The 16,132-nt window shown below is 41.9% G+C and carries 14 protein-coding genes; all 14 read left to right on the top strand.

The window, feature by feature from the left end; translation table 11 throughout:
* Window positions 1-11: 11 nt before the first annotated feature.
* The 14 genes from I6N90_RS02175 (at window position 12) to I6N90_RS02110 (ending at window position 16,068) form a co-directional block, all read left to right on the top strand.
* Window positions 12-1,418, top strand: a complete 1,407-nt coding sequence (locus I6N90_RS02175; RefSeq protein ID WP_197933867.1) for a DUF342 domain-containing protein — start codon at window positions 12-14, stop codon at window positions 1,416-1,418.
* A 36-nt stretch (window positions 1,419-1,454) separates the two neighbouring features.
* Window positions 1,455-1,778, top strand: a complete 324-nt coding sequence (locus tag I6N90_RS02170; protein ID WP_197933866.1) for a hypothetical protein — start codon at window positions 1,455-1,457, stop codon at window positions 1,776-1,778.
* 34 nt (window positions 1,779-1,812) lie between these two features.
* Window positions 1,813-2,400, top strand: coding sequence for a DUF6115 domain-containing protein (locus I6N90_RS02165; RefSeq protein ID WP_197933865.1), 588 nt, complete (start codon window positions 1,813-1,815; stop codon window positions 2,398-2,400).
* On the top strand, window positions 2,393-2,926 hold the full coding sequence (locus tag I6N90_RS02160; RefSeq protein WP_197933864.1) for a hypothetical protein: 534 nt from the start codon (window positions 2,393-2,395) through the stop codon (window positions 2,924-2,926). The genes I6N90_RS02165 and I6N90_RS02160 overlap by 8 nt, the downstream gene beginning before the upstream one ends.
* A 224-nt stretch (window positions 2,927-3,150) precedes the next feature.
* Window positions 3,151-3,846, top strand: a complete 696-nt coding sequence (rpsB, locus tag I6N90_RS02155) for a 30S ribosomal protein S2 (RefSeq protein ID WP_197933863.1) — start codon at window positions 3,151-3,153, stop codon at window positions 3,844-3,846.
* 112 nt (window positions 3,847-3,958) lie between these two features.
* Complete coding sequence (tsf, locus tag I6N90_RS02150) at window positions 3,959-4,609, top strand: translation elongation factor Ts (protein ID WP_197933862.1); 651 nt, start codon at window positions 3,959-3,961, stop codon at window positions 4,607-4,609.
* Between the two features lie 103 nt (window positions 4,610-4,712).
* Window positions 4,713-5,441, top strand: coding sequence for a UMP kinase (gene pyrH, locus I6N90_RS02145; protein WP_197933861.1), 729 nt, complete (start codon window positions 4,713-4,715; stop codon window positions 5,439-5,441).
* Window positions 5,441-5,995: a ribosome recycling factor gene (gene frr, locus I6N90_RS02140; RefSeq protein WP_197933860.1), complete on the top strand. Its 555-nt coding sequence runs from the start codon at window positions 5,441-5,443 to the stop codon at window positions 5,993-5,995. Before pyrH ends, frr begins: the two co-directional genes overlap by 1 nt.
* A 150-nt stretch (window positions 5,996-6,145) precedes the next feature.
* A complete protein-coding gene (locus I6N90_RS02135) occupies window positions 6,146-6,910 on the top strand; it encodes an isoprenyl transferase (protein ID WP_197933859.1) in 765 nt (254 codons plus the stop codon).
* A 27-nt stretch (window positions 6,911-6,937) separates the two neighbouring features.
* The gene (locus I6N90_RS02130; RefSeq protein ID WP_197933858.1) at window positions 6,938-7,732 is read left to right on the top strand and encodes a phosphatidate cytidylyltransferase; all 795 of its coding nucleotides are present in this window, start codon (window positions 6,938-6,940) and stop codon (window positions 7,730-7,732) included.
* A 16-nt stretch (window positions 7,733-7,748) separates the two neighbouring features.
* Window positions 7,749-8,888 carry a 1-deoxy-D-xylulose-5-phosphate reductoisomerase gene (locus tag I6N90_RS02125; protein WP_197933857.1) on the top strand — a complete coding sequence of 380 codons (1,140 nt, stop codon included), beginning with the start codon at window positions 7,749-7,751 and terminating at the stop codon, window positions 8,886-8,888.
* A gap of 89 nt (window positions 8,889-8,977) precedes the next feature.
* On the top strand, window positions 8,978-10,252 hold the full coding sequence (gene rseP, locus I6N90_RS02120; RefSeq protein ID WP_197933856.1) for an RIP metalloprotease RseP: 1,275 nt from the start codon (window positions 8,978-8,980) through the stop codon (window positions 10,250-10,252).
* A 10-nt stretch (window positions 10,253-10,262) separates the two neighbouring features.
* A complete protein-coding gene (gene proS / locus I6N90_RS02115; RefSeq protein ID WP_197933855.1) occupies window positions 10,263-11,711 on the top strand; it encodes a proline--tRNA ligase in 1,449 nt (482 codons plus the stop codon).
* 43 nt (window positions 11,712-11,754) lie between these two features.
* A complete protein-coding gene (locus I6N90_RS02110) occupies window positions 11,755-16,068 on the top strand; it encodes a PolC-type DNA polymerase III (RefSeq protein ID WP_197933854.1) in 4,314 nt (1,437 codons plus the stop codon).
* The last annotated feature ends 64 nt before the right edge of the window (window positions 16,069-16,132 follow it).

Below are 16,132 nucleotides of genomic sequence, written 5' to 3'. Positions count from 1 at the left end.
GGGGGAGTAAGGTGGATAATCAACAACTAGACTCATACCTACGTATCCAGATATCAGCTGATAAGCTGTCTGCCTTTATTACATTTAGTCGAATTACAGATGAATTTGCGTGTACTTTTGAAGAATGGGAACTCTTCATTCGAAGTAAAGGTGTAGTCCATGGGCTTAAGATGGATGTAATAGATCAATTAAGTAAAAATCCATTAGCTTTTTGTCGAGAGCAAACCTTAGTCGCCCAAGGAAAAAACTCAGTCCCAGGTACAGATGGCTTCATCCGATATGCATTCGATATTGACAATGGAGGGCATAAGCCTTCCGAGGATACCGAAGGGAAAATTGATCTAAAGGAAGTTACTCAGCTTAAAAATGCCAAGCGAGGCCAGCTAATAGCAGAGCTAGTAGAACCACAGGCAGGCCCTGCAGGAATGTCTGTTACAGGTGATGTGATCGAACCGAAATACGGAAAGCGTGTTCGGTTTAAAGTTGGCAAAAATGTGGTTATGAATGGCGAGCAGACAGCGCTATACGCAGCTATAGATGGCTTAATAACTTTGACGGATAAAGGGAAAATTAATGTGTTCCCTGTTTATGAAGTAAATGGTGATGTTAATTATAGCGTTGGAAATATTGATTTTGTCGGAACAGTTGTTATTCGTGGCAATGTTTTAAATGGTTTTCGAGTAAGAGCATCTGGTGATATCCGAGTAATAGGCGGCGTTGAAGGTGCGGAGCTAGAGTCTGATGGTTCTATCGAAATAACGAGTGGCATTATGGCAGGAAATAAAGGATATGTGAAAGCTGCTTGCAATGTAAAAAGCTCTTTTATCCAAGATGGCAATGTATACGCTGGTGAGGACGTACTAGTTTCACAAAGCATTATGCATTCAGCTGTTAAGGCAGGCCGAAATGTAACTTGTTCTGGATCTAAAGGTCTTATCGTAGGCGGTATCGTTCAAGCGGGAGAAGTAGTACTGGCACGAACAATCGGGAACTCCATGTCCACAGCAACAGCTATAGAAGTTGGCGTTAATCCTCAGCTTCGAGAGGAATTTCTCGAGCTCCGTGCTTTAATAAAACAATCAGTTGAAAGTAATGATAAAACAGATAAAGCGTTAACGATATTAGATCAATTAGCATCTGCAGGACAATTAACCCCAGATCGGCTTGCTATGCGTTCAAAGCTGAGTGCAACGAAGCGACAAACAGCAATGTCAATTGATGAATCAAAAACCCGTATGCTCGAAATTGAAAAGATGTTAGAGAACACGGAACGTTCTAGAATAGATGTAAGTGGGACAGTTTATAGCGGAACGAAGATGGTAATCGGTCGATATACAAAGTTTGTGAAAGATAGCGCTCAACGGGTTACTTTCCGTCTAATGGATGGCGATATTGCACTAGTACCCTATCATCAATAAAGGATATGAACGTTGACCCGGAAGGGGAGAACTGAAATGACGTTTAAGCCGTTAGATTTGCAAATGTCAGTTCCTCGAACGCAGGAATTTGGCAGTATGCATCAACAAGCCTTGCAAAAGCCATTATCAGAGCAAAATATTTTAGCTAATCAAGCAACGAAACTTACAGAAGAGCTACGCAAGCAAAATACGGCGGTTGAGCAATCTTCCAAATCTCAGGTTCGTGCAGATCAAGAGAGCAATCAGAGCAATTTACATAAGAAGAGCAAACGAAGTCAGGATAAGGAAAATAAAGATGAAGAGTCGTGCGAGTCACCCGCACATCCCTATAAAGGTCATCGGTTAGATATTAAGTTGTAACGAAATGGATAATTCGAAAGGCGGGATTTAGACGATGCAGCCATTACATTATATTTTACTTGTTGGAGCGGTTGTAATTGTAGGCGCCTTCGTTATGCCTAAGAGAAAGCAAGATACCCCTCCGCAAGCAGCTCAATCCGTACGGAATATGGAAACGGCATTAGAGCAATTTATGGAAAACATGGAGAAGGACAATGAGGATCTAGTGAAACTTGTTGTATCTGCCCAGCAATCGAGCAAACTGGAATCCGAGAAAAAGGATGACCGTATTATTGCATTAGAAAAGCGTTGCCAGCAACTAGAGGAACAGCTTCAATCGACCGTCACAGGGATGGCAGCAATGACTCCTAGCGTGAGTCAAGCTTCACAACTTCTAGGGAATACTGGACTGCTGAAGACTTCTATTTCAGATCATTCGTTGGAAAATAACCAAAAGCAGATGGACAGTGAAAACATGTCTCCGACTGATCATGGAACGATACATGCACGTTACCCAGAGCTTTTTCAACTTTATACAGCTGGTAAATCGATTGAATCCATTGCAAAAAAACTTGGTATGAATAAAGGGGAAGTTCAATTAATAATCGGCCTAGCAAAACAGGAGGGATCGCAGCATGTTTAATAAACGATCCTTTTTTCTTGGTCTTGGAGCTGGAATTATCGTTGGAGCATTGCTACTTGAAATGGTTCATATCGGAAAAGATAGTCAAAGTAACCTAAATGATATTAGCGATAAGTTAGATGAGTCTAGTAGTATCAAACAACCAGCTCAAGTGTCGCCAGCGCCGGTTCCAACATCTTCGCAAGTTGTTAAACCTACAAGTACAGCAACTGCGAAGCCAAAGGATGATACAACGTCAAAAGAACCAATTGCAACTCCTATATCCGAATCAACTGAATCTGTTAAACAATTGGTTCACATTAAGGCAGGTTTCAAAATTACAACGACAGCCAACTTGCTTGCAACCGCAGAAATTGTAGATGATGCTTCAGAATTTATTCGTAAAATGAAGGCATCTAAGAAGCGGATTCGCGCAGGTTATTTTTTGTGCTCTAAAGGGATGACCGTAGAGGAAGCGATAGAAATTGTAACCGGTGAACCATTAACGAAAGCTGAAGTAGACCAGTTTAAGAAAGATCAATCATAGTAAAAGTTGCTACTATACCAGAAGTTGCTTTTTGCCCGATTGAAGGTTATCAATTTGTAATGAAATCTTGCACAGCAACAGCATTTATGATATATTAAATGACGGTGTTAAAATCACACGCCTATCAATTCCGTTAATGGTGCTTTCGCTCGGCGAAAGTTTTGACGGAAAATGCGATTGGCGGAGGGACACACAAAAAAACCATTACAGGAGGTGTTGAGGACATGGCGGTTATTTCCATGAAACAGCTACTAGAAGCTGGGGTACACTTCGGTCATCAGACTCGTCGTTGGAACCCGAAGATGGATCGTTATATCTTCACAGAAAGAAACGGAATTTACATTATTGACTTGCAAAAAACGGTTAAGAAAGTTGATGAGGCTTACAACTTTGTTAAATCGATCGCTGCAGAGGGCGGCACTATGTTGTTCGTCGGCACGAAAAAGCAAGCTCAAGATTCAGTGAAAGAAGAAGCTGAGCGTTGTGGAAACTTCTACATCAACCAACGTTGGCTCGGCGGAACTTTGACTAACTTCTCAACTATTCAAAAACGTATTGATCGTTTGAAACAGCTTGAGAAATGGGAAGAGGACGGCACGTTTGAAGTTCTACCTAAGAAAGAAGTTATCATTCTTCGCAAAGAGAAAGATCGCTTGCAAAAATTCTTGGGCGGAATCAAAGGCATGAAAGGTCTTCCTAGCGCTTTGTTCATTATCGATCCACGTAAAGAGCGTATTGCAGTAGCAGAAGCTCGTAAATTGGGTATCCCAATTGTTGGTATCGTTGATACAAACTGCGATCCGGACGAAATCGACTACGTTATCCCTGGTAACGATGATGCAATCCGTGCGGTTAAATTGCTTACTGCTAAGATGGCTGACGCAATTGTTGAAGCTAATCAAGGCGAGCAAACAGCTTAATTAAAGCTGTTAACACAATTTCGATAACAACAAAGGGTGGTCAGATGGTGAAAACCTCTCACTACCCTTTTTTTGAACAAAATTCAGATGTAAACTTTTAGGAGGGTTTTTCATGGCAGTTAATGCGAGCGCGGTAAAGGAACTTCGTGAAAGAACAGGAGCAGGAATGCTCGATTGTAAAAAAGCACTAGACGAAACAGGTGGCGATGTTGATAAAGCGATCGCTGTTCTTCGTGAGAAAGGTCTAGCAGCAACTGCAAACAAAGCTGGTCGTATTGCTACTGAAGGCGTTGTTGAATCATACATTCATGCTGGCGGCCGTATTGGCGTAATCGTTGAAGTAAACTGCGAAACTGATTTTGTTGCTAAAACAGATCAATTCCGCGAATTTGCTAAAGATATCGCTATGCATATTGCAGCATCGAATCCTAAGTTCGTTCGTCGTGAAGAGGTTTCTGCTGAAGAGCTAGAAAAAGAAAAAGAAATTCTTAAAAACCAAGCTCTTAACGAAGGTAAACCAGAAAAAATCGTTGAGAAAATGGTTGAAGGCCGTATTTCCAAATACTATGAAGAGTATTGCTTGCTTGAGCAATCCTTCATTAAAAATCCAGACCTAAAAATCTCCGACTTGTTGAACGAAAAAATCAACAAAATCGGTGAAAACATTGCTATCCGTCGCTTCGTTCGTTATGAACTTGGTGAAGGTCTTGAGAAAAAAGTTGACAACTTCGTTGAAGAAGTTATGGCTCAAGCAAAACTTTAATCCGAACGCACAGGCGGGGCGGGGCGTCCGCCTCGCCTTGCTTCTATAATAGAAACAAAAATGAAGGACCTCGCACGCGAGGTGCATGATGGAGGTAGAAACGTTGGAACATCCTGTATTTAAACGGATCGTCTTAAAGGTAAGCGGAGAATCATTGTCAGGGCAGGAAGGTTTCGGTATCGAGTCAACTGTCATCTCATCTATTGCCAATCAAGTTAAAGAAGTTATCGCTCTTGGTGTTGAAGTTGCCATCGTTGTTGGTGGAGGTAACATTTGGAGAGGTATCGCTGGTTCGGCAAAAGGAATTGATCGGGCAACAGCAGATTATATGGGCATGCTTGCAACGGTAATGAACTCACTTGCGCTTCAAGACGCGCTAGAGCAAATTGATGTGCCAACACGTGTACAAACATCGATCGCTATGCAGCAGATCGCAGAGCCATATATTAGACGTCGTGCCATTCGCCACTTGGAAAAGGGACGTGTCGTTATTTTCGCAGCTGGAACAGGAAACCCGTTCTTCTCTACGGATACGACAGCAGCTCTTCGTGCAGCTGAGATCGAAGCAGAAGTTATACTTATGGCTAAAAACAAAGTAGATGGTGTTTATTCTGCTGATCCGTTTAAGGATGAGACAGCTGAGAAGTTTGAAGAACTGACATATATGGATATGCTAAATCTTAATCTAGGTGTTATGGACTCAACTGCTTCTTCGCTATGTATGGATAACAATATTCCACTTATCGTATTCTCAATTACTGAGAATGGTAATATTAAACGCGTTGTACTCGGAGAAAAAATCGGAACGATTGTGAAAGGAAGTGCTAAATAATGCCACAAGCTATTAAGAAAAACGCCGAAGAACGGATGGACAAAGCAATCTCTGCCCTGAAACGCGACTTGTCAACACTTAGAGCAGGCAAAGCAAGTCCGTCGCTTCTGGATCGGATCCAGGTTGAATATTATGGTGCTTTAACACCACTTAGCCAATTAGCTAATATTAATACACCAGACTCTCGTACAGTAATGATTACACCTTGGGACAAATCGTCTGTTTCTGCGATTGAAAAGGCGATTATGAAATCGGACTTGGGAATTACTCCATCTAATGATGGAACAGCGATTCGTATTTCCGTTCCACCACTTACTGAAGAACGTCGTGTTGATTTGGTAAAAACATCGAAAAAATTCGGTGAAGAAGCAAAAGTTGCTATCCGCAACATTCGCCGTGATGCTAACGATGACATTAAAAAACTAGAAAAAACGGATATTTCCGAAGATGAATCACGTCGTCATCAAGAAGATATTCAAAAAGCAACGGATAAGTTTATTGCTGAAGTAGAAAAGGTTCTAGTTGGTAAAGAAAAAGAGATTATGGAAGTATAAACATACAAAGAGCCCCTCCGATAGGTGGGGTTACATTTTGACCAAACCTTCCTCTTGCTCTCGGAGCGAATTAGCTTACCAGATTTCCTGGTCGCTTTCCCCGCTAACGGCTTGGTGGAGGTTTTCTCATATCGGTTGGGAGGAAGCTAGATGATCAAGCGACTTTGGGCCAAACTAGGCAAATCGTCCTTACCGAAGGCTGATTCGCTGGCGCCAGAAAACATCCCTCTGCATGTAGCTATTATTATGGATGGAAACGGCCGATGGGCAAAAAAACGCGGGTTGCCGCGTGTGGCGGGTCATCGTTCCGGGATGAAGACGGTAAAACGTATAACAATCGCCGCGAATCGGCTAGGCATCAAATATTTGACGATGTACGCTTTCTCTACAGAAAACTGGAAACGTCCTAAAGATGAAGTAGATTTTTTAATGAAGCTACCTCAACAGTTTCTTGAAATCGAATTAGATGAGCTAATTAAAAATAATGTTCAAGTGCGTATGATGGGAACACGTGAAAAACTTCCTTCGCATACAGTTAGCGCTTTAGAAGAAGCTATTAAGAAGACGGAAAATAATACGGGTCTTGTTCTTAATTTTGCACTCAATTACGGTAGCAGGCTTGAAATGCTTGAAGCCGTCAAAGAGATAGCAAAGGATGTTCAGCAAGGGCATCTGTCAGTTGCAGAAATTGACGAAACAGTTATGTCTAGAAACCTATTGTCCTGTGAGCTGCCTGATCCGGATTTGCTCATCCGAACAAGTGGAGAACTACGGCTAAGTAATTTCATGCTGTGGCAACTTGCTTATAGCGAGCTTTGGTTCACAGATGTTTATTGGCCAGAGTTTACAGAAAAGCATCTTTATGAAGCCATTCAAGAATATCAACGACGTGCTCGTCGATATGGCGGTTTATAGCTTCATCTGACGGAGTGTGACTTTGCTTTGAAACAACGATTGATTACCGGTGTTATTGCAGGCGCATTGTTTATTGCCATTACAGTTATGGGCGGAGCGTTTTATACTGGCCTGCTCATACTATTAGCTATTATCGGATTCAAAGAATATTCTCGCATGAATGGTGTTAATCCGTTCCATCCTTCTGCATTGCTTGGTTACGGAGGAGTATTATATTTTGTTTTGCCATGGTCCTCGTGGGGAATAGAGCTCCCTTCTGAGATGACGATGGTGTGGATGTTAGCATTCCTTCTTATGGCGATTAGCGTCATAACTAAAAATAAAACAACAATAGATGGAGCAGCACTAATGTTGCTGGGGTCTATTTATATTGGTTATGGTTTTTCTGCCATGATATCGGTTAGAGCGATTGATACACATGGTTTGTTTTGGACTTTCCTAGCTTTTGGTTGTATTTGGGCATCAGATATTGGTGCTTATTTTGTAGGAAAAGCAATCGGCAAAACAAAGCTATGGCCTTCCATTAGTCCTAACAAGACGATTGAAGGAGCAGTAGGTGGTATTGCTGTTTCTCTTCTTGTGGCCGTTATATTTGCATTGGTATCGCCTGAATTAATTAGTATTTCAAAAGCGCTCATTATCGGAATTGTGGCTGCAGTTGCGGGACAATTTGGTGATTTGATTCAATCTGCGTACAAACGTGTCAAAGGAATTAAAGATACAGGAAGTTTACTTCCTGGACATGGTGGTGTGCTAGATCGTTGCGATAGTTGGATAATTGTATTCCCATTGCTCCTGCTCACTGAACTTATTCACCTATAGGCATGGAGGTATCCTTTTGAAAAAAATATCATTACTAGGCTCAACTGGCTCCATCGGAACTCAGACACTTGACGTCGTAAAAAATCAACCTGATCGTTTCCAAATTGTTGGTTTATCAGCTGGTACTAACGTAAATTTGGTCATTGAACAGGCAAAAACCTTTAAACCAGCTATTGTTAGCTTAGCGACGAAAGAGCTTGCTGAACAAGCACGACCACATTTACCTTCGAGTACTAAAGTTGTGTATGGTGAAGAGGGCTTAATTGAGGTTGCCGCTGGAACAGAGGCTGATACCGTCGTAACAGCAATACTTGGAAGTAGAGGACTACCGGCGACGCTTGCTGCTGTTGATGCAGGTAAAACGATTGGGCTAGCCAATAAAGAGACATTAGTTACTGCAGGACATATCGTAATGGAACGTGCTAAGAAACAAGGCGTTTCAATTTTGCCGATTGATAGTGAACACTCTGCTATTTTTCAATGTTTAAATGGTGAGCAACGTAAAGCTGTAAAAGGTATAACGTTAACGGCTTCGGGTGGTTCATTCCGCGATCGTAGCCGAGCAGAACTAGAAGGCGTTACTGTATCTGAAGCACTTAATCATCCCAACTGGTCAATGGGAGCCAAAATTACGATTGATTCTGCAACAATGATAAACAAAGGTTTAGAGGTTATTGAAGCTAGATGGCTGTTTGATCTTACATATGATCAGATTGATGTTTTGATTCATCCTGAGAGTATCATTCATTCTTATGTTGAGTTTGTTGATCATAGTGTGATAGCTCAATTGGGTATGCCGGATATGCGTGTTCCCATTCAATATGCATTAACGTACCCGGATCGATTAGTTACACCTACAGAACGGTTAAATCTTGCTGCCATCGGAAAATTAAATTTCAGGGCAATGGACTTTGGACGATATCCATGTCTCAGGTTGGCGTACGAATGTGGAAGAAGAGGTCAATCTGCTCCTACTGTACTAAATGCAGCCAACGAAGTGGCAGTAGCTCGTTTCTTAAATGGTGAGATCACATTCCTTGATATTGAACGAGTATTGGAAACGGTCATCGAGCGTCATAGTATTTGTGACATTAATGATCTTGAAACGATTACGGAAGTAGACGAATGGGCACGGAGTCTGGCGGCATCGGTCTGATCATTACCGAAAAAGTGGTTCTCTTGTATCGGATAGGAGAATAATGATAATCTAAGTACAGGCCGTAACGAACAGGGGGCAACACTTCTATGGGAACGATTCAGGTCGTTTTTTTGACCGTTTTAGTTTTTTTCGTCATTGTGACAATTCATGAATGGGGTCATTATTACTTCGCGAAACGTGCGGGGATACTCGTTAGAGAATTTGCAATCGGTTTTGGACCGAAGTTATTTTCTTTAAAACGGGGCGAGACTAGATTCACCCTTCGATTAATTCCAGCGGGCGGTTTTGTCCGAATGGCTGGTGAAGATCCAGAAATAGTCGAAGTGCAGCCCGGACAGACAGTAGCTATTCGGGTGAAGGACAATTTAGTTACCCGTCTCTATCTCGATCGATTGGACGAGAGAACGGGAACGATTCGTGGTGAAGTAGATTCCGTTGACTTGGAACACAAGCTTTCCATCTCGCTCAATGTGGAAGGAGAAGTGGAAAACTACTCCGTACATCCGCAGGCATTAGTAATAGCTCGGGGCAAAGAAACGCAAATTGCTCCAATTGATAGACATTTCGGAAGCAAACCAATTCGCAAGCGGGCAATGGCAATATTTGCTGGCCCTATGATGAATTTTATTCTGGCTTTTGTGTTGTTTGGCGTTTATGCTCAAATGGTTGGTGTACCTCTCGAAAATCCAGATAAAGTTTTAATCGGTAGTGTTCTAGAGAAAGCACCAGCGTCCGAAGTGGATCTGAAAAAAGGTGATATCATTGATTCTGTAAACGGTGTGAAAATCGGTGCAGATGTTGCGAAAATGATTGATATCATCGGAAAATCTCCAAACAAGCCAGTAGAGATGACTATTATACGAGAAGGACAAGCGCAGGTAGTAGTAGTTACGCCTCGTCCTGATGAAGCTGGTGATGGAAAGGTGGGAATTACTCCATCACTTCCTACACGTCCCGCAACAGCAGTTGAAACGGTCACAAGATCTGCTGAACTTATGAAGTCGTCAACTGTATTTATTTTCGAAAACTTAAAGATGTTAGTGACAGGCCAATTCAAGCTCGATGATCTAGGCGGACCTGTTAGAACAGCAGAAGTAACTAGTCAAATTGCCAAAAAAGGAATCGCGCAATTAACATCTTGGACAGCACTGCTAAGTCTCTACTTAGGAATATTTAACCTTCTGCCAGTACCAGCACTTGATGGTAGCAGATTGCTCTTCCTAGGGCTAGAAGGCATAAGAAGGCGGCCGCTCGATCCAAGTAAAGAAAGCATGGTTCATTTCGTTGGATTTGCTATGTTAATGCTATTAATGTTAGTAGTAACTTATAATGATATATTACGTTTAGTACGAGGGGAGTAGTCTGTCGCTCATGTCCAAAGATAAAGGATTTGTATCTGAAATTACACCGCAAAGCGAAGATTTCTCAGGATGGTATATTGATGTCATCAAAAAAGCTGAGCTTATGGATTATTCACCTGTTCGGGGTTGTATCGTATTTCGCCCGGACGGTTATGAAATTTGGGAACACATTCAGCGTGATCTAGATCGCCGCTTTAAAGAAACGGGACATCGTAACGCGTACTTCCCACTATTTATACCAGAAAGCTTCTTCCAAAAAGAGAAGGAGCATGTTGAAGGCTTTAATCCCGAACTTCCATGGGTAACGGAAGCAGCGGGGGAGAAGCTCGAAGAAAGATTGGCTATTCGGCCAACGTCAGAAACGATGTTTGGTCATATGTATGCAAAGTGGATTCAGTCATACCGTGACTTGCCGTTACTCATTAACCAATGGGCTAACGTCGTTCGTTGGGAGAAGCGTACACTTCCGTTCCTTCGTACAAGTGAGTTTCTATGGCAGGAAGGCCATACTGCTCATGAAACAGAAGAGGAAGCACGTCAAGAAACGATGCAAATGCTTGATGTTTATACGAGCTTCGTAGAAGAGTTCCTTGCGATTCCTGTTATCAAAGGTGAGAAAACACCTTCAGAGCGTTTCGCTGGTGCTGTAGATACGTATTCTATCGAAGCGATGATGAAGGATGGACGAGCTGTACAAGCAGGAACATCCCATTACCTCGGTACGAAATTTGCTGTAGCTTTTGATATTAAATTTTTGGATCGCGAAAATACATTGCAATTCGCTCACACAACGTCATGGGGTGTAAGCACACGTCTAATCGGAGCGTTAATTATGGTGCATGGAGATGACCGTGGACTTGTTTTACCTCCAAAGGTTGCCCCAACACAAGTTATAATGATTCCTATCGGACCTGCTAAGACACGTGAGCAAGTAGTTGGTAGAGTGGACGAGCTTTACTCAGAGCTTAAAAAAGCAGGAGTTAGAGTACGAGTTGACGACCGTTCTGATGTAAGCCCAGGCTGGAAGTTCAATGAATACGAAATGCGCGGTATTCCACTTCGTCTTGAACTTGGACCACGTGATATGGAAAACGGCGTAGTTGTTCTAGTATCACGAGTAACTGGTGAGAAACGTATTGTTCAGCAAGATAATTTGGTTGCTGAAATTGAAGCAATGCTTGATGAAACACATGATGAAATGTTTAAACGTGCAAAATCATTCCGTGAAGAGAACTCTCGTACCGTAGATACACTTGATGAGATGAAAATTTTCATGGAAGAAAAACGTGGGTTTATTGAAGCTGGATGGTGCGGTTCCGAAGCTTGTGAGAAGCAAGTGAAGGAAGAAACGGGAGCTACAAGTCGTAACATTCCGTTTGAACCATCGGTTCAGAAGCCTACTTGTCTTGTTTGTGGTGACTCATCCAAACATACTGTTGTTTTTGCGCGTGCTTATTAAGAACTGAATATGTTCGGTTCGGATCGTCAAGGAGTGGAAGTACATGAGCCAAACCGGTGACAAGCGACAGCGATTCGAGCTGCTTTTGCAGCAAGCGGGGCTGCCGCAAGAACTTATTCATACTTATTTTCAAGATGGTTATATCGATCAAGTGATCGTAAGCAACAGCAACCGGGAATGGACGTTTTGCATACGCAAAACGTCCATAGTTCCTTTACAGGCCTATAATGGACTTTGTCAGGCTGTTAGATTGAAGTTTGAGCCAATTGCAACTACTTCATTTGAGTTCATTTATGACTCTGTTATTGAGACAGAAAATATAGTGCTACAATATTGGCCGCTGTTTATCGAGTGGGCTCAGCGAAAAATTGCATCTGTTAATGGTTGGTTACAAAAAGCTTTAATTGAAGCACAAGGTGACCTCGTAACGATTTCGTTGCTTGATTCAACCGGACTTGAACTTGCTCGCAAGAAAGGTGTCGATGAAGCCGTAGCTTCGTTTTTCAAAACTCATTTCCACCGTGATTGTAAAGTTAAGCTTGTTATGGGCGAATCTAGACAAGAAATTTATGAAGAATTTGTACAGAAGATTGAACAAGAGGAGCGAGAAGCTGTTCAACAATTGATGGCAGAATCGCAAATCGAGGCTGCGGCTGGTGACGATGGTGAAGAGGTTGTTCGGCTAGCAGTCGGTTATGATATTCGTGAAGATGCAGTTCCCCTTATGAATATTCAGGATGAAGAGAAAAAAATAACGGTGCAAGGTGCTGTATTTGGCCTTGATGTGAAAGAGCTACGTAACGGTAGCACGTTGTTTACTTTCAATGTTACTGATTTTTCAGATTCAATTGCAATGAAGATGTTTGCTAAGACAAAGGACGATGTAAAAGTATTGTCCCAATTAGCAAATGGCAAGTGGATAAAAGCTCGTGGAAGAATCGAATATGATCGCTTCATGCAGGAGCCAGAACTCGTTATGATGCCTAATGATCTGCATGAAATTGGTTCGCCTCCTGAAAGAATGGATAAAGCAGAAGAGAAACGTGTTGAATTCCATCTTCATACAACGATGAGTACGATGGATGCAGTTGCACCTATTGATGCTTATGTGAAAATGGCTGCAAAATGGGGTCACAAAGCGATTGCAGTTACGGATCATAGTAATGTGCAATGTTATCCTGATGCTGTGAAATCAGCCAAAAAACATGGAATGAAAGTACTTTTTGGACTGGAAGCCAATGTCGTTAACGATGCCGTACCAATGGTTCTAGCGCCTAGACCTGAGATACTTGCTACTGCAACATATATCGTATTCGATATAGAGACAACAGGTTTATCTGTTACGAACAATAAAATAATCGAGCTTGCTGGTGTCCGGATGTGTGAAGGAAAAGAAGTGGATCGATTCACTACGTTTATTAATCCACATGAGAAAATTCCTTATCACATTCAGCAGTTGACGAATATTAACGATGATATGGTGAAAGATGCGCCGGAGCTTGAACCTAAGCTTCGTGAATTTATCGACTATATTGGCGATGACGTTCTAGTTGCACACAACGCTAGATTTGATATTGGATTTATTCAGGCGAATTGTAAATCACTTGGACTTCCTGAAGTGAAAAATCCTGTTCTGGACACGTTAGAGCTGGCAAGATTTCTACTTCCGACGATGAAGAATCACAGGCTTAACACGCTTTCTGATAAATTTAAAGTCAGCTTGGAAAGTCATCACCGCGCCATAGACGATTCCCTCGCACTTGGTGGGGTTCTTTATGCTCTAATCGGTGTTGCAGCTGAGCGCAACATTACAAATTTAAAACAGTTAAACGATTATGTAGGCTTGGATATTTCCAACTCAAGACCGTTCCATTGCAATATATATGCACTTAATGCTATCGGCAAAAAAAATCTGTTTAAGCTTATCTCGTTATCTCATACAGAATATTTCAAACGAGTAGCGACAATTCCTAAGAGTAAGTTAGTGGAACTTCGTGAAGGATTACTCGTCATATCTGGATGCGAAAAAGGCGAATTTTTTGAGACGGTACTTAATAAGTCTCAGGAAGAAGCAAAAGATATTGCCGAATTTTATGATGTGCTCGAAATTCAACCAATCGATTTCTATATGCATCTCGTAGAGAAGGGCCTCGTTGGCAGTCGTGCTGAAATTGAAGGAGCTATACGCCGTATATGTCAGATCGCTGATGAATTGAATAAGCCTGTTATTGCAACGGGGAACGTCCATTATTTGAATCCCCGTGATAAGATGTATCGTGACATAACGATTCAAGGCATTACAGGGTTTAGCCCACTCAAAAGTATTCGTAAGCCAGATGCCCACTTCCGAACAACTGAAGAGATGCTCGAAGAATTTAAGTTTTTGGGTGAAGCGAAAGCGAAGGAAGTTGTTGTAACGAATACTGTGACACTTTCAGAACGATTTGAATCGTACGATATGTTCCCTAAGGAGCTATTTACGCCAATTATTGAAGGTGCTGATGAAGAAATTCGTTCAACTTGCTACAATACAGCGAAGTCAATGTACGGAGAGGATCTTCCGCAGGTCGTTATAGACCGACTTGAGAAAGAGCTTGTTCCGATTATTAAATATCGATTCTCAGCCAACTATCTAATTTCGGAAAAGCTGGTGAAGAAATCGAATCAGGACGGTTATTTGGTTGGATCAAGGGGTTCAGTTGGATCTTCAGTAGTTGCAACATTCCTTGGAATATCTGAAGTTAACCCATTGCCAGCCCATTATTTGTGTCTGAATTCAGATTGTCGTCATAGTGAATGGTTCCTTGACGGAAGCGTACCTAGTGGATTTGACTTGGCAGACAAGCTTTGTCCGAAATGTGATAAGCCTATGAAAGGCGAAGGCCAAGATATTCCATTCGAAACGTTCCTAGGATTTAAAGGTGATAAAGTTCCCGATATCGATCTCAACTTCTCGGGTGAATATCAGCCTATCGCCCATAACTATACGAAGGAACTTTTTGGTGAAAAAAGTGTTTTCCGTGCCGGAACAATTGGTACAGTTGCTGAGAAAACAGCGTACGGCTTCGCCAAAAAATATGAAGAAGAGCAAAATAAAAAATGGCGTGGAGCAGAGCTTGCAAGATTAGCAAGCGGCTGTACTGGTGTAAAGCGTAGTACAGGTCAGCATCCAGGTGGTATTGTTGTTGTTCCTAATTATATTGAAGTTGAAGACGTAACACCGGTTCAATTTCCGGCAGATGATGTGAATGCAGAATGGAAAACAACCCATTTCGATTATCACGCCTTTGACGAAAATTTACTCAAACTCGATATACTTGGACATGATGATCCGACGATGATGCGGATGCTACAAGATTTGACTGGTGTCGATCCAACTACCATCCCAATGAACGATCCTAAAGTAATGAGTATGTTCAACTCAACTACAGCACTTGGTGTTAGGCCAGAGATGATTAAATCTGCTGTTGCTACGTACGGCGTACCTGAGATGGGAACTAAGTTTGTAAGGCAAATGTTGCAAGAAACGCAACCATCCTCCTTTGCCGATTTACTGCAAATATCCGGTTTATCCCATGGTACGGGAGTATGGCTTGGTAACGCACAGGAGCTAATCAAAAACGGCACTTGCAACATCAAAACCGTAATCGGCTGTCGTGATGACATCATGTTGTACCTAATTTACAAAACGGGTATGGACGCAGGACTAGCTTTCAAAATTACGGAAAGTGTTCGTAAGGGTAAAGGTTTGACCCAAGAGTGGATTGACGAGATGAAACGATGCAAAGTACCGCAATGGTACATCGATTCATGCCTTCGTATCGAATACATGTTTCCGAAGGCCCATGCGGCAGCATATGTAATCTCAGCTGTTCGAACAGCCTTTTTCAAACTGTATTATCCAATCGAATATTACGCTACGTACTTTACTGTTCGTGCAGATGATTTCGATTTAGAACTGCTATGTCAAGGTTACGAATCTATTCTGCGTAAACTTGCAGAAATAGAGGCAAAAGGATTTAACGCATTGCCAAAAGAAAAAAACATGGTTTCACAGCTAGAAATGTCGCTTGAGATGACAGCAAGGGGATTCTCATTTAAGCCGATTGATCTTTACCGATCAGATGCAACGAAGTTCCAAGTTGATGGTGAGTCGCTTATTCCACCATTTGCTGCGATTGCAGGTATTGGTGACAATGCAGCACGGAACATTGCAGCAGCAAGAAATAATGGCGACTTCTTATCGGTAGAAGATTTCCAGATGAAATCTAAAGCAACGAAGACGATTATAGAAGTATTAACGGGTATGGGATGTTTCCGTGGACTGCCTGAATCTAATCAGCTTTCTTTGTTTTAAAATTGGATTGACTAGAAATCATTTCTTGTCACTCTTATGCGATTATGATATAATTTTTGTGGCA

The organism is Paenibacillus sp. GSMTC-2017, from assembly GCF_016019935.1.
GTDB lineage: Bacteria > Bacillota > Bacilli > Paenibacillales > Paenibacillaceae > Pristimantibacillus.
The sequence above is the reverse complement of the archived record's forward strand: the minus strand, read 5'-3'. Positions and strand labels throughout refer to the sequence as shown.